The organism is Streptomyces sp. NPDC086787 (assembly GCF_044745865.1).
Taxonomy (GTDB): domain Bacteria; phylum Actinomycetota; class Actinomycetes; order Streptomycetales; family Streptomycetaceae; genus Streptomyces.
The window spans coordinates 677,467-701,721 of sequence record NZ_JBIVBC010000001.1 but is presented as its reverse complement, the minus strand read 5'-3'; the positions used below and the strand labels follow the sequence as shown (position 1 = coordinate 701,721).

Annotated in this window: 24 protein-coding genes; 16 read left to right on the top strand and 8 right to left on the bottom strand. The window is 71.6% G+C overall.

The features are described from left to right. Positions 1–4 precede the first annotated feature (4 nt). The 4 genes from ACIPK3_RS03255 to fabF all read left to right on the top strand — a co-directional run bounded on the left by ACIPK3_RS03255 (position 5) and on the right by fabF (position 3,688). Positions 5–916, top strand: coding sequence for an ACP S-malonyltransferase (locus ACIPK3_RS03255; protein WP_402566180.1), 912 nt, complete (start codon positions 5–7; stop codon positions 914–916). A gap of 32 nt (positions 917–948) precedes the next feature. Further along, positions 949–1,980, top strand: a complete 1,032-nt coding sequence (locus tag ACIPK3_RS03250; protein WP_402566178.1) for a ketoacyl-ACP synthase III — start codon at positions 949–951, stop codon at positions 1,978–1,980. A gap of 112 nt (positions 1,981–2,092) precedes the next feature. After that, entirely contained in the window at positions 2,093–2,341 is a 249-nt protein-coding gene (locus ACIPK3_RS03245; protein ID WP_015660680.1) for an acyl carrier protein, read from the top strand. Positions 2,342–2,425: 84 nt separating this feature from the next. Further along, positions 2,426–3,688 (top strand): beta-ketoacyl-ACP synthase II, encoded by a 1,263-nt coding sequence (fabF, locus tag ACIPK3_RS03240; protein ID WP_402566176.1) that lies wholly within the window; start codon positions 2,426–2,428, stop codon positions 3,686–3,688. 63 nt (positions 3,689–3,751) lie between these two features. Here the strand turns inward: fabF and ACIPK3_RS03235 are convergent, their stop codons facing one another. After that, complete coding sequence (locus ACIPK3_RS03235; protein ID WP_402566174.1) at positions 3,752–4,246, bottom strand: DUF3145 domain-containing protein; 495 nt, start codon at positions 4,244–4,246, stop codon at positions 3,752–3,754. Between the two features lie 262 nt (positions 4,247–4,508). Here ACIPK3_RS03235 and ACIPK3_RS03230 point away from each other — a divergent pair, with 262 nt between their 5' ends. After that, entirely contained in the window at positions 4,509–5,396 is an 888-nt protein-coding gene (locus tag ACIPK3_RS03230; RefSeq protein ID WP_402566172.1) for an SGNH/GDSL hydrolase family protein, read from the top strand. 14 nt (positions 5,397–5,410) lie between these two features. Next, a complete protein-coding gene (locus ACIPK3_RS03225) occupies positions 5,411–6,385 on the top strand; it encodes an aldose epimerase family protein (protein WP_402566170.1) in 975 nt (324 codons plus the stop codon). Between the two features lie 21 nt (positions 6,386–6,406). On the opposite strand, the gene ACIPK3_RS03220 is transcribed toward ACIPK3_RS03225, so the two are convergent. Both ACIPK3_RS03220 and ACIPK3_RS03215 read right to left on the bottom strand, forming a co-directional pair. Beyond that, positions 6,407–7,210 carry an EI24 domain-containing protein gene (locus tag ACIPK3_RS03220; RefSeq protein WP_402566168.1) on the bottom strand — a complete coding sequence of 268 codons (804 nt, stop codon included), beginning with the start codon at positions 7,208–7,210 and terminating at the stop codon, positions 6,407–6,409. Between the two features lie 30 nt (positions 7,211–7,240). Further along, complete coding sequence (locus ACIPK3_RS03215) at positions 7,241–7,678, bottom strand: MarR family winged helix-turn-helix transcriptional regulator (RefSeq protein ID WP_402566166.1); 438 nt, start codon at positions 7,676–7,678, stop codon at positions 7,241–7,243. A 91-nt stretch (positions 7,679–7,769) separates the two neighbouring features. Between ACIPK3_RS03215 and ACIPK3_RS03210 the strand changes: the two genes are divergently transcribed. Then, positions 7,770–8,768 (top strand): NADP-dependent oxidoreductase, encoded by a 999-nt coding sequence (locus tag ACIPK3_RS03210; protein WP_402566164.1) that lies wholly within the window; start codon positions 7,770–7,772, stop codon positions 8,766–8,768. Between the two features lie 30 nt (positions 8,769–8,798). On the opposite strand, the gene ACIPK3_RS03205 is transcribed toward ACIPK3_RS03210, so the two are convergent. Further along, positions 8,799–9,413: a hypothetical protein gene (locus ACIPK3_RS03205; RefSeq protein ID WP_402566162.1), complete on the bottom strand. Its 615-nt coding sequence runs from the start codon at positions 9,411–9,413 to the stop codon at positions 8,799–8,801. A 285-nt stretch (positions 9,414–9,698) separates the two neighbouring features. On the opposite strand from ACIPK3_RS03205, the gene ACIPK3_RS03200 reads away from it, so the two are divergent. After that, complete coding sequence (locus ACIPK3_RS03200) at positions 9,699–11,450, top strand: pyridoxal phosphate-dependent aminotransferase (RefSeq protein ID WP_402566160.1); 1,752 nt, start codon at positions 9,699–9,701, stop codon at positions 11,448–11,450. Positions 11,451–11,574: 124 nt separating this feature from the next. Here the strand turns inward: ACIPK3_RS03200 and ACIPK3_RS03195 are convergent, their stop codons facing one another. From ACIPK3_RS03195 to ACIPK3_RS03180, 4 genes are all read right to left on the bottom strand, one after another. After that, positions 11,575–12,228: a DUF4360 domain-containing protein gene (locus ACIPK3_RS03195; RefSeq protein ID WP_402566158.1), complete on the bottom strand. Its 654-nt coding sequence runs from the start codon at positions 12,226–12,228 to the stop codon at positions 11,575–11,577. Between the two features lie 218 nt (positions 12,229–12,446). Then, entirely contained in the window at positions 12,447–13,370 is a 924-nt protein-coding gene (locus ACIPK3_RS03190; protein ID WP_402566840.1) for a zinc-binding dehydrogenase, read from the bottom strand. 229 nt (positions 13,371–13,599) lie between these two features. Then, entirely contained in the window at positions 13,600–13,830 is a 231-nt protein-coding gene (locus ACIPK3_RS03185; protein WP_402566156.1) for an acyl-CoA carboxylase epsilon subunit, read from the bottom strand. Next, positions 13,827–15,371 carry an acyl-CoA carboxylase subunit beta gene (locus ACIPK3_RS03180; protein ID WP_402566154.1) on the bottom strand — a complete coding sequence of 515 codons (1,545 nt, stop codon included), beginning with the start codon at positions 15,369–15,371 and terminating at the stop codon, positions 13,827–13,829. Before ACIPK3_RS03180 ends, ACIPK3_RS03185 begins: the two co-directional genes overlap by 4 nt. Before the next feature lie 292 nt (positions 15,372–15,663). Between ACIPK3_RS03180 and ACIPK3_RS03175 the strand changes: the two genes are divergently transcribed. The 8 genes from ACIPK3_RS03175 (at position 15,664) to ACIPK3_RS03140 (ending at position 24,233) form a co-directional block, all read left to right on the top strand. Beyond that, complete coding sequence (locus ACIPK3_RS03175) at positions 15,664–16,317, top strand: LuxR C-terminal-related transcriptional regulator (protein WP_402566152.1); 654 nt, start codon at positions 15,664–15,666, stop codon at positions 16,315–16,317. Between the two features lie 185 nt (positions 16,318–16,502). Continuing rightward, complete coding sequence (gene dmpI / locus ACIPK3_RS03170) at positions 16,503–16,685, top strand: 4-oxalocrotonate tautomerase DmpI (protein ID WP_030941186.1); 183 nt, start codon at positions 16,503–16,505, stop codon at positions 16,683–16,685. Positions 16,686–16,780: 95 nt separating this feature from the next. Beyond that, positions 16,781–17,833 carry a phosphotransferase family protein gene (locus tag ACIPK3_RS03165; protein WP_402566150.1) on the top strand — a complete coding sequence of 351 codons (1,053 nt, stop codon included), beginning with the start codon at positions 16,781–16,783 and terminating at the stop codon, positions 17,831–17,833. 45 nt (positions 17,834–17,878) lie between these two features. Beyond that, on the top strand, positions 17,879–19,093 hold the full coding sequence (locus tag ACIPK3_RS03160) for an acyl-CoA dehydrogenase family protein (protein WP_402566148.1): 1,215 nt from the start codon (positions 17,879–17,881) through the stop codon (positions 19,091–19,093). 189 nt (positions 19,094–19,282) lie between these two features. After that, a complete protein-coding gene (locus tag ACIPK3_RS03155) occupies positions 19,283–20,605 on the top strand; it encodes a beta-ketoacyl-[acyl-carrier-protein] synthase family protein (RefSeq protein WP_402566146.1) in 1,323 nt (440 codons plus the stop codon). Then, positions 20,602–22,494 carry a CoA-transferase gene (locus ACIPK3_RS03150; RefSeq protein ID WP_402566144.1) on the top strand — a complete coding sequence of 631 codons (1,893 nt, stop codon included), beginning with the start codon at positions 20,602–20,604 and terminating at the stop codon, positions 22,492–22,494. The genes ACIPK3_RS03155 and ACIPK3_RS03150 overlap by 4 nt, the downstream gene beginning before the upstream one ends. A 42-nt stretch (positions 22,495–22,536) precedes the next feature. After that, positions 22,537–23,514: a ketoacyl-ACP synthase III gene (locus ACIPK3_RS03145; RefSeq protein WP_402566142.1), complete on the top strand. Its 978-nt coding sequence runs from the start codon at positions 22,537–22,539 to the stop codon at positions 23,512–23,514. Positions 23,515–23,561: 47 nt separating this feature from the next. Further along, a complete protein-coding gene (locus tag ACIPK3_RS03140) occupies positions 23,562–24,233 on the top strand; it encodes an HAD-IA family hydrolase (RefSeq protein ID WP_402566140.1) in 672 nt (223 codons plus the stop codon). Positions 24,234–24,255: the final 22 nt, after the last annotated feature.

Here is a 24,255-nt window from a genome sequence, read left to right as displayed (position 1 = left end):
GAGAGTGCTCGTACTCGTCGCTCCCGGCCAGGGCGCCCAGACGCCCGGCTTCCTGACTCCCTGGCTCGATCTCCCCGGTTCCGCCGACCGCGTCGGCGCCTGGTCGGACGCCATTGGACTCGATCTGGTCCACTACGGCACCCAGGCCGACGCCGACGCCATCCGTGACACCGCCGTCGCCCAGCCGCTGCTGGTCGCCGCGGGGATCCTGTCCGCCGCGGCACTGGGTGACACGGTGCCGGGCGCGGTCGCGGGACACAGCGTCGGCGAGTTCACCGCGGCCGCCTTCGCGGGTGTCCTGGACGACACCGCGGCGCTGAGCCTGGTACGCAGGCGGGGTCTGGCCATGGCAGAGGCCGCGGCGATCACCGAGACCGGCATGTCGGCGCTCCTGGGCGGAGACCCGGAGGTGTCCGTCAAGCACCTGGAGAAGCTGGGCATCACCCCGGCGAACATCAACGGCGCGGGCCAGATCGTCGCCGCGGGCACGCTGGCGCAGCTCGCCGTGCTGAACGAGGACAAGCCCGAGGGTGTCCGCAAGGTCATCCCGCTGAAGGTGGCCGGAGCCTTCCACACCCATCACATGGCCCCCGCGGTCGACACGCTGGCCAAGGCCGCAGCCGAGCTGGCACCGGCCGACCCGAAGGTCACGTACGTCTCCAACAAGGACGGCGAGCCCGTCGCGAGCGGCGCCGAGGTCGTCCAGCGCCTCGTCGGCCAGGTCGCCAACCCGGTCCGCTGGGACCTGTGCATGGAGACGTTCCAGCGGCTCGGCGTGACCGCGCTGATCGAGGTGTGCCCCGGCGGCACGCTGACCGGTCTGGCCAAGCGCGCCCTGCCCGGCGTCAAGACGCTCGCGCTGAAGACCCCCGACGACCTCGACGCGGCCCGCGAGCTCATCGCCGAGCACGCCTGACGCCTGACGCCTCATAAGGAGCCGTACCGATCATGTCGAAGATCAAGCCGAGCAAGGGCGCCCCGTACGCGCGCATCATCGGCGTCGGCGGCTACCGGCCGACCCGGGTGGTGCCCAACGAGGTGATCCTGGAGACGATCGACTCGTCCGACGAGTGGATCCGCTCGCGCTCGGGCATCGAGACCCGGCACTGGGCCGGGCCCGACGAGACGGTCGCCGCGATGGCGATCGAGGCCTCCGGCAAGGCGATCGCCGACGCGGGGATCACCGCCGAGCAGATCGGCGCGGTGGTCGTCTCGACCGTCTCGCACTTCAGCCAGACCCCGGCCGTCGCGACCGAGATCGCGGACAAGCTGGGCACGGACAGGGCGGCCGCGTTCGACATCTCGGCGGGCTGCGCGGGCTTCGGCTACGGACTGACCCTGGCCAAGGGCATCGTCGTCGAGGGGTCGGCGGAGTACGTCCTGGTCATCGGCGTGGAGCGGCTGTCGGACCTGACCGACCTGGAGGACCGTGCGACGGCCTTCCTGTTCGGTGACGGCGCCGGAGCGGTCGTGGTCGGCCCCTCGCAGGAGCCGGCGATCGGCCCGACCGTGTGGGGCTCCGAGGGCGACAAGTCCGAGACCATCAAGCAGACGGTCCCCTGGGACCGTTTCCGGATCGGCGACCTCGCCGAACTGCCGCTGGACCGCGAGGGCAACGTCAAGTTCCCGGCGATCACGCAGGAAGGCCAGGCGGTGTTCCGCTGGGCCGTGTTCGAGATGGCGAAGGTGGCTCAGCAGGCGCTGGACGCCGCCGGGATCTCCTCGGACGATCTGGACGTCTTCATCCCGCACCAGGCCAACGTGCGGATCATCGACTCGATGGTGAAGACCCTCAAGCTGCCGGAGCACGTCACGGTCGCCCGTGACATCCGCACCACCGGCAACACCTCGGCCGCCTCGATCCCGCTCGCGATGGAGCGGCTCCTGGCGACCGGCGAGGCGAAGAGCGGCGACACCGCGCTCGTCATCGGATTCGGGGCGGGGCTCGTCTACGCCGCCACGGTCGTTACCCTCCCCTAGGCACTCCGTGCCGGATCATGCCTCCGGGATGTGTCCGGCACGGGCCGCCACGCCACGATCACACGATCAACCGCCTGCAATATCAAGGCAATATCAAAGAAGGAGCGCCGACATGGCCGCCACTCAGGAAGAGATCGTCGCCGGTCTCGCCGACATCGTGAACGAGATCGCCGGCATCCCGGTTGAGGACGTCCAGCTGGACAAGTCCTTCACCGACGACCTGGACGTCGACTCCCTGTCCATGGTCGAGGTCGTCGTCGCCGCCGAAGAGCGCTTCGACGTCAAGATCCCGGACGAGGACGTCAAGAACCTCAAGACGGTCGGCGACGCGACCGACTACATCCTCAAGCACCAGGCCTGAGCCACCCCTTAGGCAAGGCTGCGAGGCCCCGCCACCCGGCGGTGGCGCCGTATGAATCCCGCATCCGTTGGAGAAAGAATTCCCGTGAGCCCGACCAATCGCACCGTGGTCGTCACCGGTATCGGCGCAACCACACCGCTGGGTGGCGACGCAGCATCGTTCTGGGAGGCGCTGCTCGCCGGCAAGTCCGGCGTGCGTCCCCTGGAGCAGGAATGGGCGGCGGAACTGCCGGTCCGTATCGCCGCGCAGATCGCCGTCGAACCCGGTGAGATCATTCCCCGTCCGCAGGCCCGCAAGCTGGACCGGTCGGCGCAGTTCGCGCTGATCGCCGCTCAGGAGGCCTGGAAGGACGCCGGTTTCACCGCCAAGGCCGGTGAGGACACCTCCGTCAACCCCGACCGGCTGGGCGCGGTCATCGCCTCCGGCATCGGCGGTGTGACGACCCTCCTCGACCAGTACGACGTGCTCAAGGAGAAGGGCGTACGCCGTGTCTCCCCGCACACCGTGCCGATGCTGATGCCCAACTCCCCGGCGGCCAACGTCGGTATCGAGCTGGGTGCACGGGCCGGTGTGCACACCCCGGTCTCGGCCTGCGCCTCCGGCGCCGAGGCCATCGGCTACGCGATCGAGATGATCCGCACCGGCCGCGCCGACATCGTCGTGGCGGGCGGCACCGAGGCGGCCATCCACCCGCTGCCCATCGCCGCGTTCGGCAACATGATGGCGATGTCCAAGAACAACGACGACCCCGAGGGCGCGTCCCGGCCCTACGACTCCGGCCGTGACGGCTTCGTGCTCGGCGAGGGCGCGGGCGTGGTCGTCCTGGAGTCCGAGGAGCACGCGCGGGCCCGTGGCGCGCGGATCTACGTCGAGGCGATCGGCCAGGGCGTGTCGGCCGACAGCCACCACATCACGCAGCCCGAGCCGTCCGGCAACGGCATCGCGCACGCGCTGCAGAACCTGCTCGACAACACCGACCTCAAGCCCGCCGAGATCGTGCACGTCAACGCGCACGCCACCTCGACCCCGCAGGGTGATGTCGCCGAGATCAAGGCGCTGCGCAAGGTGTTCGGCGACGACGTCGACCACATGGCGATCTCCGCGACCAAGTCGATGACCGGTCACCTGCTCGGCGGCGCCGGTGGCATCGAGACCGTCGCGTCCGTCCTCGCGCTGGCCAACCGTGTCGCTCCGCCCACCATCAACCTCGACACCCCCGACCCGGAGGTCAACGCGGACGTGGTCCGCGGGAAGCCGCGGGCCCTGCCCGAGGGCCGGGTCGCCGCGCTGAACAACTCGTTCGGCTTCGGCGGTCACAACGTGGTGCTGGCGTTCCGGACCATCTGACGGACGTTCCTACGAGAGGAGGCCCCCACCTGACGGTGGGGGCCTCCTCTCGTAAGCCCTGCCTCAGACCACCTGGTGCAGCCAGCGCACCGGCGCGCCCTCCCCCGCGTAGCGGAAGGGTTCCAGTTCGTCGTCCCAGGGCTTGCCGAGCAGCTTGGACAGTTCGGCCGCCAGGTCGGTCTCGCCCTGCTGGGAGCGGGCCAGCGCGGCGCGCAGGCGGTCCTCCGGGATGAGGATGTCGCCGTGCATGCCGGTGACGGCGTGGAAGATGCCCAGGTCGGGGGTGCAGCTGTAGCGCTCGCCCTCGGCGGTGGCGCAGGGTTCGGCGGTGACCTCGAATCTGAGCAGGTGCCAGCCGCGCAGCGCGGAGGCGAGTTTGGAGGCCGTACCGGCCTCACCCTGCCAGGAGAACTCCGAGCGCCAGGTGCCGGGCGCGGCAGGCTGACGGATCCAGTCGAGGTTGACGCGGGTGCCCAGCACCCCGGCGACGGCCCATTCGACGTGCGGGCACAGCGCGCGCGGCGCGGAGTGCATGTACAGAACTCCACGTGTCGTCACCGGGACCTCCGGGCAGAGCTGGACATCATTGCGGGCGGCCGGCGGCGGTGGCGCTGACGGCCGCATTGTTGGCGAGGCTACCGTGCGGCGGCGCAAGGAGTGTGACGTACCGTCGCTCCCGGGGCCAGGAAACCCCCACCATTCACCCAGGGGGACGCTTGTACGGGTGTGAGGCGTTCCATGCCGTAGGCCGGGAACCCTCCCGCGCTGTCATGGGTTCTTGGATTACGACTGCATGGGTAACGAGGAGGTGGGCCAGGGGATGCGAGACCGACGCCGGCGCTCATGGGCCGCCCTCGCCGTCGTGTTGACGTCCGTCGTGGGCGTCACGGGCTGCGACGTCATGGGCGGCGACTCGCCCGCACCGGCCGCGAGCCGGGCGCGGGCCACGCACGCCGCGCCGGTGTGGGACCGCAGCCCGTCCTCGGTCGCCGCCGTCGGCGACTCCATCACACGCGGTTTCGACGCGTGCACGGTCCTGTCGGACTGCCCCGAGGTGTCCTGGGCGACCGGCACGAGCACCCGCTTCGACAGCCTCGCGGTACGGCTGCTCGGCCGGACGAGGGCGGCGGAGTACAGCTGGAACTACGCGGAGACCGGCGCCCGGATGGCCGACCTGCCCGCCCAGATGGCCCAGGCGGCGCGCCGCGGCCCCCAGTTGGTGACGGTGCTGGCGGGGGCGAACGACGCCTGCCGGACGAGCGCCCCGGCGATGACGTCGGTGGACGACTTCCGGGAGCAGTTCGAGGAGGCGATGCACACGCTGCGCAAGGCCTCGCCGAAGACACAGGTGTACGTGGCGAGTGTGCCGAACCTCAAGCGGCTGTGGTCGCAGGGCCGGACGAACCAGCTGGGCAAGCAGGTGTGGCGGCTGGCGGGGCTGTGCCCGTCGATGCTGGGCGACGCGGACGACCTGGCGATGTCGGCCACCCTGCGCCGGGACCGGGTGCAGCAGCGGGTGGAGGCCTACAACAAGGTGCTGGCGGAGGTGTGCGCGAAGGACCGCCGGTGCCGCTTCGACGGCGGCGCGGTGTTCGACTTCGAGTTCGGCACGGACCAGCTGAGCCACTGGGACTGGTTCCACCCGAGCACGGACGGTCAGGCGCGGCTCGCCGCGATCGCCTACCGAAAAGTCACCGCCCCCCGATAGCTAGGGTTTCCCGCATGAGCGAACTTTTCGGCACGCTTCCCGACGGCACCCGGGTCGATCGCTGGACCCTGGAGCGCGCCGGGGTGCGGGTGCGGGTGCTGACGTACGGCGGAATCGTGCAGTCCGCCGAGGTCCCGGACCGGGACGGCCGGGCGGCGAACGTGGTGCTGGGGTTCGCCGATCTGGACGGCTATCTGGCGCACCCGGAGCCGTACTTCGGTGCCCTGGTCGGCCGGTACGCGAACCGGATCGCGGGCGCCCGCTTCCCGCTGGACGGTCTGACCCACGCCCTCGTCCCGAACGACGGGCCGCACTCCCTGCACGGCGGGGAGCACGGCTTCGACAAGCGGGTGTGGGAGGCGGAGCGGGTCGAGCACGGGGTGCGGCTCACCCGGGTCAGCCCGCACGGCGAGGAGGGTTTCCCGGGCCGCCTCGACGTCTCGGCGACGTACACGCTGGACGAGTCGGGCGCGCTGCGGATCGCCTACGAGGCGGTGACGGACGCGCCGACCCTGGTGAACCTGACCAGCCACAGCTACTTCAACCTGGCCGGTTCGGGCAACGCGGGCGGCCACGAACTCCGGGTCGGCGCCTCCCGGTACACCCCGGTGGACGAGGAGCTGATCCCGACCGGCGAGCTGGCCGATGTCACGGGCACCCGCTTCGACTTCCGTGAGCCGCGCAAGGTCGGCGGCGGCTACGACCACAACTTCGTGTTCGACAAGGGCGAGACCGAGGCGCCCGGCGATGTCGCCGAGCTGTACGACCCGACGTCCGGGCGACTGCTGACGGTGGCCACCACCGAGCCCGGCCTCCAGCTGTACACGGCGGAGCACCTGGGCGCCCCCTTCGCGCCGGGCGACGGCATCGCCCTGGAGACCCAGCACTACCCGGACTCCCCGAACCACCCCCACTTCCCGAGCAGCCAGCTGCGCCCGGGCCGGGTGTACCGCTCGGAGACGGTCTACGGCTTCGGCGTACGGGACTGACGGAGGCGGCCGGTCACCCGCTCACGCAGTGACGTCCGCGCCGTCGCCCGCCTCGGAGTCCTCGGGCTCCTCGGCGCTGTTCTCCTCCCCCAGCAGGTCCCGGGCCAGCAGTGTGGCGCCCGCGACCGCTCCCGGCATGAGGAAGACCGCCACGAACGGGACCAGGAAGGCCAGGCCGAGCGGGGTGCCGAAGCCCCAGACGAGGGTCTTGCGGGAGCGCAGGAGGGCGAGGCGGGCGCGGAGGTCGACGTCGCGGCGCTGGAGGGCCACCGCGGTGAGCTCCTCGGTGAGGAAGAAGCCGGTGACGACGAAGCCGATCACCGGTACGGCGGTCTGGCCGACGACGGGCAGGAAGCCGGCGGCGAAGAGGAGGACGCCCCAGACGGCGGCGCGGGCCAGGACGCGGAGGCTGTCGCGGGCCGATATCCACAGTTCGCGCCACAGCGGCAGGCCCGACTCGGGTGCGGTGCCGTCGGGGGACACGTCGCGGTCGACCTTCTCGGAGAGGCTCTCGTAGAAGGGCTGGCCGACCAGGAGGGTCACGGCGGTGAAGGTGAGGACGGCCAGAAGGAGGCCGAGGGCGAACAGCACCGCCGTGAGGAAGCCGCGGAACAGGCCCTGCCAGGGGCTCGACCAGTCGTCGGCGAAGGGGGTGGCCCAGGAGACCGCGTCCTCGCCCCAGAGGGCCAGGGCGACGAACGCCGCCGCGTAGAGGACGAGGGTGATCAGGCCGGGCAGCAGGCCGAAGCCGTACTGCTTGCCGTGCCGGGCCACCCACCGCTGGCCTTTGAGGAGATAACCGAACCCCACCCCGAGATCACGCATGGCCAAAACTTTACCGGGGTACCCCGGAGGTCATGCAGCCAGCATCCGGCGCAGCAGGTCCCGCAGGGACAGTCGCTCCTCGTCGGAGAGCCCGGCCAGGGGCGCGTGGGCGAACCGCAGGCCTTCGCGCAGGTCACGGGCGACCCGCAGGCCCTCCTCGGTGGCGGCGGCGAGCTTCACCCGGCGGTCGGCCCGGTCGGGGCGGCGCTCCACCAGGCCGCGGGCCTCCAGACGGTCCACGATCCCGGTCACGTTGGACGGCTCGCACTTGAGCCGGTGCGCGATCTTCCGCATCGGCAGCGGCTCCAACGACAGCAGATTGAGCAGGCGGGCCTGGGCCCCGGTGAGCCGGTACTCGCCGGCCGCCTCCTCGTAGTCCGCGTAGAACCGGGCCACGACGTCGCCGATCAGGTCGACGACCTCCATGGACAGCTCGTCGGACCGGCATGCCTTCTCTGGTGTGGACATGGCTCCGAGGATACCGCGTTACTTGACATCATGAAATATTTAGGTCCATGGTTGTTTCACCTGCTGAAACAAATCTCGGAAAGGCACTGTCATGATCAACCGCGAGTGGCACCTCCTCAGCCGTCCCGTCGGCTGGCCGAAGTCCGAGGACTTCGGCCTGGTCGAGGCGGAGGTCCCGGAGCCGGGCGAGGGACAGGTGCTCGTACGGAACAAGTACCTCTCCGTCGACCCGTACATGCGCGGCCGGATGAGTGCCGCCAAGTCGTACGCCGCCCCCTTCGAGCTGGGCAAGGTCATGCAGGGCGGCGCCGTCGGCGAGGTCGTCGCCTCCAACGCCGAGGGCGTCTCCGTCGGCGACCACCTGCTGCACTTCTTCGGCTGGCGCGAGTACGCCGCCCTGGACCCGCAGCACGCCGTGAAGGTCAGCGCCGACGCCGCACCCCTGTCGACGTACCTCGGCGTCCTCGGCATGCCCGGCCTGACCGCCTACGCCGGTCTGCTGCGCGTCGCCGACTTCAAGGAGGGCGACACGGTCTTCGTCTCCGGCGCCGCCGGTGCCGTCGGCAGCCAGGTCGGCCAGATCGCCAAGCTCAAGGGCGCCGCGCGGGTCATCGGCTCGGCCGGGTCCGACGAGAAGGTGAAGCTGCTCACCGACGAGTACGGCTTCGACGCCGCCTTCAACTACAAGTCCGGCCCGGTCGCCGAGCAGCTGCACGCGGCCGCGCCCGACGGCATCGACGTCTACTTCGACAACGTCGGCGGCGACCACCTGGAGGCGGCCATCGGCTCCCTGAACCAGGGCGGCCGCATCGCGATCTGCGGAATGATCTCCGTCTACAACAACACGGAGCCCGCCCCCGGCCCGCGCAACCTGGCCCGTCTGATCCAGACCCGCGGCCGCATGGAGGGCTTCCTGGTCAGCGACCACAACGACCTCCAGCAGCAGTTCGTGGCCGAGGCCGCCCCGTGGATCGCCTCGGGCCGGCTGAAGTACCAGGAGACCGTGGTGGAGGGCATCGAGAACAACCTGGAGGCGTTCCTCGGGGTCCTGCGCGGCGACAACACCGGGAAGATGATCGTCAAGCTCTAGGAGCAGTACGGCCCCGGACGGCCCGGCCCCTCAGGTGCACCACCACAGGAACCGCTTGCACGTCTGCGACGGCGACGGGTGCGGGGGCGGGCTGGACGGGGCCGGGTGCGTGGCCGGGGCGTGCCCCGTGGGGGCGGCGGCCGTCGTGGCGGCCTGGGCCGGTGTGGCCGCGCCGTGGCCGGTGACGGCCGAGTGCTGCCCCGCCTGCTTCGTCGGCTTCTCGTCGGGGGACGCGGACGGCCCGGCCGTCCCGGAATCCGAGGCCGACGGGGAGGCCGGGGTGTGCGCGGCCGGTGCGCTGGAGGCGTCCACCAGCGGCTCGGCCGTCTCGGTGAGCCTGGCGCCGCCGTCCACCGAATCGTCGCCGGGCGCGGCCGAATTCCGACCGCCCTGGCCGGAGAACGGGGCGTCCACGCCGAGTTCGGCGAGGCTCAGACCACCGGCGGCCAGCACGAAGCTCGACGCGAGCAGTATCGTGCGGCGCCGCCTGCGGCGGTGGGCCGCGGCCTTGCGGTCGCGGCGGCTCCGGCCGTCCTCCCGGCGCCGGTCCGCCCGCCCCCTGGGCGGTTCCTCGGCCCGCTCGCTCCCGGGGTCCGGCGCGCGGCCGCCGTAGGGCGACTCGCTCGCACGCGTGTACGTGCGCACGCGCGGCTGTTCGACCGGTGTGCCGCACCCCGGGCAGGCGAGGGCGCCATTGAGGTGCCGACGGCACGGGTGGCAGTAGTCCATGACGCCGGAAGACTAAGTTCCGCATGGGTCGCGTTCCTAGCCAGGCCTGTGGAGATTCTGTGCGGGGATCGAAAGAGCATCTAGGTTGAACGGCCACTCGCCCGTCTCCGTATAGAGGGGCGGCCCGTGCTCCCCCTCGCGGGCCACCCCTATTCGACGGGCCCGGACGTCCCCGCCGGGCCCGCCCCATACGGAGGTTCCATGGCCGACAACGTCACCTCGCTGTTCCGCAGTACCGCGGCGCACAGCCCGTCGATGGCGGCGCTGACGCGAGAGGGCGTCGACGGGACCGGCCCGGTGGATTTCTGCATACCCTGCAATCCGTACTTCCCCACCCCGGCGATGTTCGACGACATGTCGGCGCGGCTGCGGGACATCATCACGTACTACCCGAGCGGCGCCGACACCATAACGGCCGAGCTGTGCGACCTGCTCCAGCTGCCGCCGCAGTGCGTGGCGATGGGCAACGGCTCCACCGAACTCATCACCTGGATCGACCACTTGCTGGTCCGCGAGTCCCTCGCCGTCCCCGTCCCCACCTTCGGCCGCTGGACCGACCAGCCGATGGAGACCGGCAAGCGGGTCGACATGTTCCCGCTCCAGGAGTCCAGCGGGTTCGCTCTCAACCTCGCGCAGTACTCCGAGTTCATCCGCTCCCGGGGCAGCCGGGTCGCCGTCATCTGCAACCCGAACAACCCCGACGGCGGCTTCCTGCCCAAGCACTCGGTCGTCCAGTTCATGGACGCGATGGCCGACCTCGACCTGGTCGTGATCGACGAGTCGTTCCTGGAGTTCGCCGACGCCGAGGCCGAACCCAGCGTCGTGCAGGAGGCCATGATGCGGCCCAACGTGGTCGTGCTGCGCAGCCTCGGCAAGAACTTCGGCCTGCACGGCATCCGGTTCGGCTATCTGGTCGCCAACCCGGCACTCGCGGGCCGGATCCGCTCCATGCTGCCGAAGTGGAACCTCAACTCGTTCGCCGAGCACGTGGTGTTCATGCTGAAGGAGCACAGCGCCGAGTACGCGCAGAGCCTGACGCAGGTGCGGCGGGACCGGCTGGACATGGCCGGCCAGCTGTCCACGCTGCCCGGTCTGACGGTCTACCCCTCACAGGGGAACTTCCTCTTCGTGCGCCTTCCCGTCGGCGCCGAGGGCACCGTGGTCCGTGACCGGATGCTCGCCGAGCACCGGGTCCTGGTCCGCGAGTGCGGCAACAAGGTCGGTTCGTCCAGCCGCTTCCTGCGGCTCGTGGTGCGCCCTCAGGTCGACGTCCGTCGCCTGGTGTCGGGCCTGGAGCAGGTGCTCTACGGGACCAGGAGGGGAGTCGCCGTACCCGAGCTGGGCGCTGGACCCGGCTACAGCTCGGGTACGGCGGCTGTCGACCGGCTGATGAGTGAGACCAACGGGGCCGGTATGCAGGGGCTTGCCGCGCAGGCCATCGGCGCCGGGCCCGTCCCGGGGCTCCCCCCCGCCCCGGCCGCCGGCACCGGCATGCCGCTCCCCGCCGCCGCCCAGCCGGGCAGCGCCGGGATGCCGATGCCGGCGGCGGCCCAGGCCGTGCCGCAGCAGCCCGTACAGCCCGTACCGCAGCAGCCCGTGCCGCAGCAGTTCGTACCGCAGCAGCCCGTGCCGCAGCCACCGCAGCCGATGGCCGTCCCGGTGCCGGCGGCTGTTCCGCCTCCGGCACCGGCCGCCCCACCGGCACCCGTACCGATGCAGTTCCCCACACCGGTTCCCGCACCGGCACCGGTCCCCACACCGGTGCCCGCGCCGGCCGTCGTCGTCACCGGTCCGACCCCGCCGGGAGTCCCGGCGCGCGGCGGGCTGACCGCGGCCCAGGTGCGCGGCATGACCGCGCCCGTCTCTCCCCAGGGACTCACCCCCGCCCCGGCCACCGGCTGGCCCAACGCCCAGAGCTGGCCGAACGCGGCCGGGATGGGCCAGGCGGGCTAGCGGGTTCCGGAAAATACGCCCCACGGGTCTGTCGTCCGCGCGCGCCCGCACCCCGTGACGGCGGGGTGCGGGCGTGGTGCGGTGCCCGGGGTGCGGCCGGGCCCACGGCGTCAGGGGCCTGGCGTCAGGAGGTCGGGCACACCTTCCACGCGAAGTGGTAGACCGTGCTGATCTCCCCGTCCGTCGAGTCCATCGTCATGAAGCTGACCTTGCTGGGCGAGCTGCTTCCGGCGTTGACCCGGAGTTCGGTGTTGATGTTGAAGTTGCGCAGCACACCGCACGGCGCCCAGACCAGCTGGTCCCAGTCCGTGCTGTCCGTGGCCTGCCAGTCGTCGTTGTAGGGACCGTTGACCGGGTGGTTCCGGAACGCGGTGCTGGGCGAGCCCTGGAAGTAGTACGACGCCCGCTGCATCGCGCTCGCACCGCGCTGGAGGGAGGCGAAGCCGCGGTAGTCGACGCTGGCGACGGCGTAGGTGTAGCCCTGCGGGACGTGCACGATCAGGTTGAGCTGGCAGTTCTTGCGGAAGGCCGTGGGGTCGGAGTTGCCGCCGACCTGGGCCAGGTAGTCGCTGTAGGTCACCGTGAAGGCGGTGTTGTCGGGCGAGACGGCCACGGCGGCCGTCCCCTGCGGACAGCCCGAGCCGTTCACCGTGGCGACGTCGATGACGATCCGGTCCGGGGGCGGGTTGTCGAAGATGGGGGACGAGTCGTGGGTGGCGGGCAGTGCGGTGGTGAGCAGAGCGGCGACCGCACTGCTCAGGAGGAGCCCAGCAGGCATGGTTTCTCCAGACGTGGAGTGGGGGGTGGAACGCCACCGGCCTATGGAGAAACTGTGTGGTGCCTGTGAAGGCCGGGGCGGCGATCGCATCGTAGGAAGCCGCGCGGGAGCCCGGCAGGGCCAACTCCGGCCATTCACAAAGGGGATTTCACACCGCCGCCCGCGGGGCTCCGGCCGGAGCCGCCCGACCGGTACGTCCACCCGTCCCTGACGCGCCGTTATGGCGTCACGGTGAGCACGGCGTTCGCCGTGATCCGCCGGTCGCGCAGGTCCCCGAGAGCGGTCGCGGTGTGCCGCCAGTCCTCCAGGCGGCCGATCTGCGGGTGCAGCCGACCGCTGTCGACGAGCCGGACCAGAGCGGCCAGGTCGGCGCCGAACGGCTCCTCGAAGTGCTCGTAGTGGAAGTGGCGCACGGTGGCCGAGCGGGGTCCCTTGAAGAACGCGAAGAAGCTCAGCTCGGCGGGCTGCCGGGAGGCCTGCCCGAACCAGATCAGCTGGCCGCGCTCACGCAGCAGGGCGAGAGCGCGGGGGGTGGAGGTGTCGCCGACGGACTCCAGTACGACATCGAAGGGTCCGACGGCGTCGTCGAGGTCCTGCACGACGGTGGCGCCGAACTCGGCGAGCAGCTTGCCGCGTTCGGGGGTGGCCGTGACCGCGGTGACCTCGGCGCCCTCGCCGAGGGCGAGTTCGGTGACGTAGTGGCCGACGCCGCCGGACGCCCCGGTGAGCAGGACGCGCCGGCCGGCGACGGAGCCCGCCACCCGCAGCAGCCGCAGCGCGGTGAGCCCGGCCAGCGGCAGCGCGGCCGCGGTCTCGAAGGAGACGTCGTCGGGGAGTTCGGCCAGGGAGTGGGTGGGCACGGCGACGTACTCGGCCCAGCCGTTCGCCGGCGGGTGGCCGACCACGCGGGTGCCGACGGCGGGCCCGGAGCCGTCCGCGGCCGCCCGTACGACCAGACCGGCGACGTCCTTGCCCGGCCGGCCGCCCAGGCGCAGCGGCCCGTGGAGCTGGAAGACCTCGCCGCGGTTGATGGAGAACGCCCGTACCTCGACGAGCGCCTCGTTCGCCGCCTGCCGCGGCACCTCGGCCTCGCCGAGCTCGACCATCTCCTCGGGTCGTCCGGTGGGCAGCAGGGCCTTCATCGGGTGGCCTTCCGCGGGAGCGGCTGCGGGCATGACTGACTCCTGTGTCCTGGTTCGGGGGAATGCTTCGTGACGGGTCGCCGGCTCCTGGTCTCAGCACGCCGGGGCCGGTGCTCAGCACGCTAGGGGCCCTCTTCGGCGTCGCTCAACGCAAATGCTCCGCAAGTGCGTCCACGGTGTTCCGAAAGAGTCACGCCCGCCGGCCGGCGGCCGGGTATGCCCTCCCGGTTCAGGGCAGCGGCGCCGGCGGTCCGGTCCGCCAGGTGCCGGCTGCCGGATGCCGGGTGGGTCTGTTCCACGCCGCTCTGGCCGGGGCCGCGGACGGGCGGCCACGGGCGGCGCGGCGTGCGGCCACGGCGTGCAGCACCGCGAGAACCGCGGCGAGTTCGTCGGCGTCGGCGCTGCCGCGTACCAGCCGCACGGTGGGCGCCGGGGCGGGGGTGGGGTGTTCGGTGCTCATACCGGCTGGTTCCCGTGCTTCCGCTCGGGCAGCTGGGCGTGTTTGGCGCGCAGCATCCGCAGCGACCTGATCAGCACCTCCCGGGTGTGCCGGGGATCGATGACGTCGTCCACGAGGCCGCGCTCGGCCGCGTAGTACGGATGCATGAGTTCCTCCTTGTACTCGGCCACACGCCGCGCCCGGGCGGCTTCCTGGTCGTCGGCCGCGGCGATCTCGCGGCGGAAGACGACGTTCGCCGCGCCCTGCGCGCCCATCACGGCGATCTCGTTGGTGGGCCAGGCGAACGACAGGTCGCAGCCGATGGAGCGGGAGTCCATGACGATGTAGGCGCCGCCGTACGCCTTGCGCAGGATGACCTGGACCCGCGGCACGGTGGCGTTGCAGTAGGCGTAGAGCAGTTTGGCGCCGCGCCGGATGATGCCGTCGTGCTCCTGGTCGGTGCCGGGCAGGAAGCCGGGCACGTCGACCAGGGTCACCAGGGGGATGTTGAAGGAGTCGCAGAACTGTACGAACCTGGCGCCCTTCTCGGAGGCCGCGATGTCCAGGGCGCCGGCGCCCGCCATCGGCTGGTTGGCGACGACGCCGACCACCTGGCCGCCGAGCCGGGCCAGGGCGACGACCAGGTTGGGCGCCCACAGCTCGTGCAGCTCGAACCAGTCGCCGTCGTCGACGACTTCCTCGATGACCCGGCGCATGTCGTACACCTGCTGCGGGTCGGTCGGCACCAGGTCGAGCAGGGCGTCGCAGACGCGGTCCGCCGGATCGTCGGTCGCCGCGTGGGGCGGCAGCTCGCGGTTGTTGGCCGGCAGCATCGACAGCAGATGGCGTACGTCCTGGAGGCACGACTCCTCGTCGTCGTGCAGGAAGGTGGAGACGCCGGAGCGTGCCGCGTGGACGTCGGCGCCACCGAGTTCGTCGTGGCCGACCCGCTCGCCGGTGACGGCGTGCACCACGTCGGGTCCGGTGATGTACATCTGCGCGGTGCCGCGCACCATGAACACGAAGTCGGTGAGGGCCGGCGAGTACGCCGCGCCGCCGGCGCACGGCCCGAGGATCACGCTGATCTGCGGGATCACCCCGGAGCAGCGCACGTTGCGGGTGAAGATGCCGCCGTAGCCGGCGAGTGCGGTCACCCCCTCCTGGATACGGGCGCCCGCCCCGTCGCTGAGCGCGACCAGGGGTGCCCCGGCGGCCTCGGCCAGGTCCATGATCTTGTGGATCTTCTGGGCGTGGGCTTCGCCCAGCGCCCCGCCGAAGATCCTGAAGTCGTGTCCGTAGACGAACACCTGCCTGCCGTCGACGGTTCCCCAGCCGGTGACGACGCCGTCGCCGTGCGGTCTTCTCGCCTCCAGACCGAAGCCGGTGGCGCGGTGTCGGCGCAACCCCTCGACCTCGGTGAACGAGCCCTTGTCCAGGAGGAGCGCGAGGCGTTCGCGGACGGTGAGCTTGCCCCGGGCGTGCTGGCGCTCGGTGGCCGCCGGATCGGGTCCCGTCTGCATCTGGGTTTGAAGGGCGGCAAGTTCGCCCAGGCGTTCGCGCATGGTGAACTCCTTTTCTGCGCACCGGAATCAGCTGTCCGCCCACGCTAGACAGGCACGCCCCCCGCCGGACGGAAACCGTCCCGAAAGGACGGTCCGCGGATTCCTTGGTGACAACCCCGACGCCCCTTAAGGGACTTCCCCCGCGAGAACTCTCGGAGCGTTCCCGGACACTCTGGTGGCATTGCCGGTTCAACTCCCTCCGCGGGAGTTAGGTTCGGTCTCCCGGACCTGTTGCCCACACCTGCCGGAAGGAATCGCACATTCACCGTCCCTCCCTACCTGGAGACAGAACATGAGCGAGGAGAAAACACTCTCGGCCCGTCATATCGCCGTGATCGCCGACCCGTTCCCGATATCCCGGGCCGCGGTCACCTCACTGCTGCGCCACTCCGGCGCGGTCGACGAGGCACAGGAGGCGAGGACCCGGCAGGGCGCCCTCGATCTGGTGGGCCGGCTCGGGGCCGACATCCTGGTCACCGAGGTCGATCTGGCGGGCCGGGGCGAAGGGGTGCAGCTGTGCCGGCAGGTCAAGGGGCTCGCCCGGCCACCGACCGTCCTGATGTTCACCGGCGCCGACGACCCCGCGGTGGTCGCGGCGTGCCTGGCCGCCGGGGCCGACGGGTTCGTCCACCGCACGGCTTCGCCCGAGCGGCTCGTGCGGGCCGTGGAGACCCTCGCGGCGGGGCGGTCCGTCTGGCATCTGCGTCAGCACGCCAGTGCCGCCCCCGAGCCGGGAACGCAGCCGCGCGTGCCCGGAATGACCGCACGCGAGCAGCAGATACTGGGACTGCTCCTGGGCCGGTACTCGAACGACGAGATAGCGGCCGAACTCCATCTGGCCCGGCAGACCGTCAAGAACCATGTCAGCAACGTGCTCGCCAAGCTCGGTGTGGCGAACCGACGCGAATTGCTGGCACGCCGGAGCCCTCTCGCGGCCGCGTTGTGACAAGGACCGTACACAGAGGTGGCGGACGTCCCCGAGGGCCGATGTCTCCTACGAAACACAGCAGTTCGTCCTAGGACTCATTTCCCTTGATGGCGTTCCCGGGACCCGTCTAGCGTTCTGGTCATGCAAAGGCCGTCGACGAAAACGCGGCGAGCCGAAATGAGAATTCCCCTCAGGAGGTTGAAATGCCCATCGTGACCGTTCAGCAGGGTCCGCGTGACGTCGAGCTCAAGCGTGACCTGGTCGCCCGTATCACGGACGCATTCGTCGACGCGTACAAGATTCCGGCGGAGACCGTCCAGGTGTGGATCCAGGAGGTCCCGGCGGACAGCTGGGGCGCCGCGGGCAAGCTCATCGCCGACAGCTGACACCTGCCCTTTCCTTCATCCCCTCCCCCGGCACGGTCCCGGCCGCCCTCGTCGGCGGCCGGGACCGTGCCGTATCGCCGGAAACGGAGAGCACCGTGACGACACCGACCAACGCGACGGAGCCCGGTGCCCTCGACGGCATCGACACCGGACGCCTCGCGCGGTGGCTGGAGAGCCGGCTGCCGGGCGGCGGTCCGCTGGACGGGGTGACCCCCCTGGCCGGCGGGCGGTCGAACCTGACGTACCGGCTCTCCTGGGGCGGCCGCGGCCTGGTGCTGCGCCGGCCGCCGCTGGGGCACGTCCTGGCCACCGCCCACGACATGGCGCGCGAGTACCGGGTGCTGCGCGCGCTCGGTCCGGCCGGTGTGCCCGTGCCGCGGACGTACGCGCTGTGCCAGGACCTGGACGTGCTCGGCGCCCCGTTCTACGTGATGGAGTTCGCCGAGGGCATCACCTATCGCAGCGACGCGGAACTCGCGCCGCTGGGGCCGCACTCGGCGCGGCGCACCACCCAGGCGCTGGTCGACACCCTGGCCCTGCTGCACTCGGTGGCCCCGGAGCGGGCGGGGCTCGCCGACTTCGGCCGCCCCGAGGGCTTCATGGCCCGGCAGGTGCGGCGCTGGCGCCGTCAGTGGGACGCCTCGCGCACCCGGGAGGTCGACGGCGCCGACCGGCTCAACGACCGCCTGGCGGCGACCTGCCCGCGGTCGGGGGCGGTGGCCGTCGTGCACGGCGACTACAAACTGGACAACGTGCTGCTCGACCGGGCGGACCCGGGCCGGGTCACCGCGGTGCTCGACTGGGAGATGTCCACCCTCGGCGACCCGCTGGCCGACCTCGGCATGCTCTGCATGTACTGGGACGGCTTCGCCGGTGTCGACCGCCCGCCGGTCGCCTCCCCCGGCACGCTGCCCGGCTGGCCCGGCCGCGAGGCGCTGGTGGAGCGGTACGCCGCGCACAGCACCCTCGACCTCGAACGGCTCGGCTGGTACACCGCGTTCGCCTTCTACAAACTCGCCGCGATCCTCGAGGGCATCCACTGCCGCACCGTGCAGGGCCTCACCGTCGGCGAGGAGTCCGCGAACCTCGCCGACGCCGTGCCGCTGCTCGTGGCCCGCGGCCACGATGCCCTGCGCACCGCGGGCTGACCCCCGCCGCCCGGAACCCGACCTGTCTGCAACGGAGTTGCCCCGATGGACTTTTCCTACGACGCCCGGACCGAAGAACTCCGGGCGAGGATGCTCGCCTTCCTGGACGAGCATGTGCTGCCCGCCGAGCCCGTCTTCCGGGCCCAGCACGCCGCGGGCCACCCGTGGGGGCGGCCCGCGGTGCTGGAGGACCTCAAGAACGAGGCGCGCCGCCAGGGCCTGTGGAACCTGTTCCTGCCGGACGACCGGTTCGGCGCGGGGCTGACCAACCTGCAGTACGCCCCGCTCGCGGAGATCACCGGGCGCAGCCCCTTCATCGCGCCGGAGGCCGTCAACTGCGCGGCCCCCGACACCGGCAACATGGAGGTCCTCGCCCTGTTCGGCACCCCCGGGCAGCAGGAGCGCTGGCTCAAGCCGCTGCTCGACGGGGCGATCCGCTCGGCCTTCTGCATGACCGAGCCGGACGTCGCCTCCTCGGACGCCGCGAACATCACCACCCGCATCGAACGGGACGGCGACAGCTATGTCGTCAACGGCCGCAAGTGGTGGTCGTCGGGGGCGCTGGCGCCGGAGTGCGAGCTGCTGATCGTGATGGGCAAGACCGACCCGGGCGGGCCCCGCCACCGGCAGCAGTCGATGATCCTGGTGCCGCGCGACACCCCGGGCGTGCGCGTCACGCGCGGCGTGCACGTCTTCGGCTACACCGACGGCCCGCACGGCGGGCACGGCGAGGTCGTCTTCGACGACGTCCGGGTGCCGGCCGAGAACATCGTCGCGGGCGAGGGCGAGGGCTTCGCCATCGCCCAGGCCCGCCTGGGCCCCGGTCGCATCCATCACTGCATGCGACTGATCGGCATGGCCGAACGCGCCTTCGACCTGATGTGCGAGCGGGCCGGCGACCGGGTCGCGTTCGGCCGGCCGCTCGCCGAGCAGGGCGTGATCCGCGAGTGGATCGCCGAGGCGCGCGTCCGCATCGAACAGGCCCGCCTCCTGGTGCTGAAGACCGCCTATCTGATGGACACGATCGGCAACAAGGGCGCCCACACCGAGATCCAGGCCATCAAGATCGCGGTACCGGCGATGGCCGAGTGGGTCATCGACAAGGCCATCCAGACACACGGCGGAGGCGGAGTCTCCCAGGACTTCCCGCTGGCCGAACTGTGGGCCCACGCCCGCACCCTGCGACTGGCCGACGGCCCCGACGAGGTGCACCGTGCCTCACTGGCCCGCCGCGAACTGCGCCGCTACCGGAACGCCTGACGACCGGTCGTCGCCGAGCCGCCCTGCCGCCCTTCCATTCCGGAGGGGCGGCTTTTGTTTTTCCACGGAAATTCCCCTGCGCGGACTTCTCCACGGGAATCCGGACCGGTACCGCGAGTACCGACTTCCGCATGAAAAGGTACCCGGCGGCCCATGGCCGCAGATCCGTTCCCACCTACCGTTTTCTGTATGACGAACAGTGAATTCGAGATACCGGGGCCGGCGAGTTCGGCGTCATTCCTCCTGGCGCCGAACAACGAACGTGTCGTCGTCACGGGAATCGGCGTCGTCCTCCCCGGCACCCTCTCCGTCGACCGGTTCTGGGCGAACATCTCGGGCGGCAGGTCCCAGGTGGGCCGGCTCACCCGGTTCGACGCGAAACAGGCAGGCCTTCCGGTGTACGCGGCGGCCGAGATCGACGGCTTCGACCATCGCCCCTTCCTTCCGGAGCTGACGGACGCGCACGCGGCCAAGTACTCCCGGGAGATCCTCATCACCATGTCGGCCCTGGCCGAGGCCCGCCGGGACGCCGGGCTCGGCCAGGGCGCCCTGGACCCGCGCCGACTGGGGATCGTGATGTCCTCCTCCCGTGGGCCGCTCGGCTGGTGGCGCGACGTACTCACCGGCGCGGACCCGGACGCCTTCGGCGACAAGGGCACGATGTTCCGCGGCCTGCCCGGCTGCCCGGCCTCCCTGTCCGCCGTCTACACCGGCGCCCAGGGCCTGGTCACCACCGTCAGCAACGCCTGCGTCGGCGGCCACCAGGCCATCCAGCTCGCGCTGCGTGAGCTGCGCTCCGGTGCCGCGGACGCCATGCTGGTCGGCGGCCACGAGTTCCCGATCGTGCCCGAGGTCGCCGCCTGCTACCGGGCGATGGGCCAAGGGGTGCTCTCCACCGAGCGCGACGAGCCGAGCCGCGCGGTGCGGCCCTACAGCAACGACCGCGAGGGCTTCGCGCTCGGCGAGGGCTCCGTCGTGCTGTGCCTGGAGCGGGAGTCCGTCGCCCGGCAGCGCGGCGCCCGGATCTACTCCGAGATCCTCTCGGCCGCCTCCCTGAACGAGGCCGCCCATCCCACCACCATGGACCTGACCGGCAAGGTCACCGCCTCGGTCGTCGAGGACGCGCTGGCCGACGCGGGCCGCAGCGCGGACGACGTCGACTACTTCTGCGCGCACGGCACCGCCACCCGCTACAACGACATCGCCGAGTCGCGCGCGCTGCGCGCCCTGTACCCGGAGCGCACCGCCGCCGCGCTGCCGCCGCTGAGCTCCAACAAGCCCATCTACGGCCACACGTTCGGCCTGGCGGGCATCATCAACGTCGCCGCGACCAGCCTGATGATCCACCACCGGACGATCGCGCCCACCATCAACTTCACCACGCCGGACCCCGAGTGCGACCACGACCACGTCTTCGAGGGACCGCGTCCCGCCGAGATCGGCCTCGCGGTGTCCATGTCTTTCGCCTTCGGCAGCCAGACCGCGGTCGTCGCGCTGGGAGCCCCGTCATGAGCCGGCCGCTGATCGCCGCCGACGTCGACGAACTGGTCCGCGCGCTGGTGCGGCCCGGTGACCACGTCCACCTGGCCGGCACGCCGTCCCGCCCCAACGCGCTGACCTACGCGCTGTGCCGGGTCTTCGGCGCCGACGGCCATCTGACGGTGTCCACCACCGCCGTGCACTCCTCGGCCCACGCGCTCGCGCTGTCCGGCGTCGCCGACAGGGTCATCGCCGGCTTCGCCGGGGACACCTATCCCTCGCCCCGCCCCAACCCCCTCTACGCGGACCTCGAGAAGGGTGAGCCGTTCTCCTTCGAGGCCTGGTCGCTGCTGAGTTACGTACAGAGGCTCATCGCGGGCGCCCAGGGAGCGCCGTACGCGGTCACCGGGTCGCTGGCCGGCACGGATCTCGCCGAGGGCAAACCGGACACGCTGCACCGTGTGCCCGACCCCGCCCGCCCGGGCGAGGAGATCACCCTGCTCGCCCCGCTGCGCCCCGACGTGACACTCGTCCACGGTGTGGCCGCCGACGAGGACGGCAACATCGCCCTGGTGCCACCGCTCGGCGAGGGCGCCTGGGCCGCGTACGCCGCCGAGCGCGGTGTCATCGCCTCCGTGGAGAAGATCGTCAGCCGCGAGGAGCTGCGCCGCGTCAACGACCGTGTGGTGATCCCCGGCCAGCGGGTCCTGGGTCTGACCGAGGCTCGGCTGGGAGCCCATCCTCAGGCTCTGCGCACGAACCGGCTGGCCGGCGTCGAGGGTTATCTGGACGACTACGCCTTCCTGGAGGAGATAGTCGCCTCCTGTCACGGAGCGGAGCGCGGCCGGGACTGGTACCGCGCCTGGGTCACCGGCCCGGGTTCCCACGAGGAGTACATACGCCGCCTCGGAGGCCGGCGCCGCGCCGAGCTGCGCGTCCCGGGCCCCGCCTCGGCGGACGACGACTTCGACGCCGAGACCGAGACCTGGGCGCAGATCTTCCGCTGCGAGAGGGAGGCCGTCGCCAGGGCGGGCGCCGTGCCGGCGGTCGCGACACCCACCGCCGCACCCGCCGAGGCCATCGCGTCCGCCGCGTCCGCCGAGTGCGTCGCCTTCACGCCCCCCACCCGCCAGGAACGCCTCATCGTGCTCGGTGCCCGCGCCGTCGCCGAGCAGGTCCGCGCGCACGGTTACGACACCCTGCTCGCCGGGATCGGCGTCTCGCACATGGCGGCCTGGCTCGCGGCCGAACTGCTGCGGGCCGGCGGACAGGACGTCAAGGTCGTCGCCGAGCTGGGCATGTACGGCTTCCGGCCCGAGGGCGGGGACACCTTCCTGTTCAGCCTGCTGCACGCGGGCAGCAGCGAGATGCTGGCCGGCATCCCGGAGATCCTCGGCGGACTGGTCGCGGCCAACCCACGGGCACTGGGCGTCCTGGCCGCCGCCGAGATCGACGAGAGCGGCACGATCAACACCAGCCGCGGCACGGACGGCCGCTGGCTGACCGGCTCGGGCGGCGCCAACGACATCGCGTCCAGCACCGACTGCGTGGTGATCGCCCCGTCGTCCCGTCGCCGCTATGTCACCGAGGTCGGCTACCGCACCAGCCCCGGCCACCGTGTCCGCGAGGTGGTCAGCGACTTCGGCCGCTTCGTCCGCGAGGGCACCGAAGGCGGCTTCCGGCTCGCCACCTGGCTCCCCGCCGACGACGCCGACGGCACCGGGGAAGCCGGGACAGCCACGACAGCCGGGGACACGGCCGCCGCCGACGGTCCGTACGAGCTGGCCCGGCAGGCCGCCCGGGCAGTCGCGACCCGCACCTCCTGGACCTGCGACACCTCCCGAGTCACCGCCGAAAAGCCGGTGACCGCCGAGGAGTTGACCGTCCTGCGCACCCTCGACCCGCAGGGCCGCTTCCGCTGACCCGCTCCCACCCACCCACGCACACACCCAAGGAGACCGATCATGCACGCTCGCACCGAAGGCCGCACCTGGACCGGATCAGGTCTGAAGTTCGCCGGACTGGGCCACTACTTCCCCCGCCACCACCGCAGCCACGAGGGCGAGGTCACCATCGACGGCCGCACCTATCCGCCCGAGGCCTCGGCCGAGCTGGGCGTGCGTGGCCTCCATGTCGCCGACGAGGACGAGACGCTGGAGTTCATGGCGGTCCAGGCCGCGAACTCGGCCCTGGCGAACGCCGGTCGCGAGGCCGGCGACCTCGACCTGGTGGTCCTGGCCAACTGGACCGACCGACAGTGGATACCGGAGATAGCACCGGGGGTGGCCGCCTCGCTCGGCGCCCACGGGGCCCTCGCCTTCGACGTCTGCGGCGCCTGCACCGGTTTCGTGCACGGTGTGCAGACCGCCGCCTCGATGCTCACCGCCCACCCCGGCTGGAAGCGGGCCGTGGTGGTGGCCGCCGACCGGTTCACCCGCCGCGCCCGCCCCGGCACCCGCGGCCAGCTGGTCTTCGGGGACGCGGCCGGCGCGGTCGTCCTGGAGAAGGGCGACCCGAACGACCCGAGCGGCCTCCTCGACTCGGTCCTGGACTGCGACGCCTCGGAGGCCGACACCGTCGCGGCCCGCGCCCCCGAGGGCTTCCTGCGTCCGAAGCCGGAGCTCATCGACCTGGCCGTCCGCTCCAGCCTCAAGGTCGCCGACAACGTCCTCACCCGCAACGGCCTGAAGACCTCGGACATCGACTGGCTGGTGCCGCACCCCGGCAACAACGCCATCCACGCCGGCGTGCGCGACGGCCTCGACCTGGAGCCGGCCAGGTTCCTCACCAACTTCGCCGAGCGCGGCAACACCGGCTGCGCCTCGATCCCGATCGCGCTGTCCGAGTTCGCCGAGAAGGGCGTCGTCGGCAGCGGCGACCTGGTGCTGTCCACCGCGGTCGGCTCGGGCTGGTACTACGGCGGGCTCCTCTACCGCCTGTGACCCGAACCCGTCTTCCGACCACCCGACTACTCGCCCCAAGGACTGTCATGACTCTCACCAACCCCACCCCCGCCCCGTCCCTGGCCGTGTGGACCGACTTCGGCGGTGTGCTCACCCCGCCGGTCGACGTCACCTTCAACGAGTTCGCGGACCGCGTCGGCGTCCCGGTGTGGGCGCTCAAGGAGTCGATGCGCCTGGTCGGGGAGAAGTACGGCACCGACCCGATGGGCGCCATAGACATCCCGCTGATCGACGAGGCCACCTGGTCCGGCGAGCTGGAGGACGTCCTGGGCGGCACCTTCGGGGTCGTCGCCGACCTGCAGCACTTCGGCGACCGCTGGTTCGCCGGGCGCCCCGCCAACCAGGCCTGGGCCGCGCACCTCACGGCCCTCCGGAGCCGGGGCGCGTTCGTCGGACTGCTCTCGAACCTGCCGCCGTCGTGGGACCGTCACCGCCGTTTCATGATCGACGACTCGAACTTCGACGACATCGTCCTCTCCCACGCCGTGGGCAGCCGCAAGCCCGACCCCCAGATCTTCGAACTCGCCGCGAAGCGGGCCGGACTCGAGCCGCACCAGTGCGTGCTCGTGGACGACCTGGAGAAGAACGTGACCGGTGCGATCGCCGCCGGCTGGCAGGCCGTGCACTTCCACGACGCCGACCAGGCCGCCCGCCAGGTCTCCCGCCTCCTCGACGCGGCCGCCCCGGTCGCCCTCTGAGCCCCGCCACCCGCCCCCGACG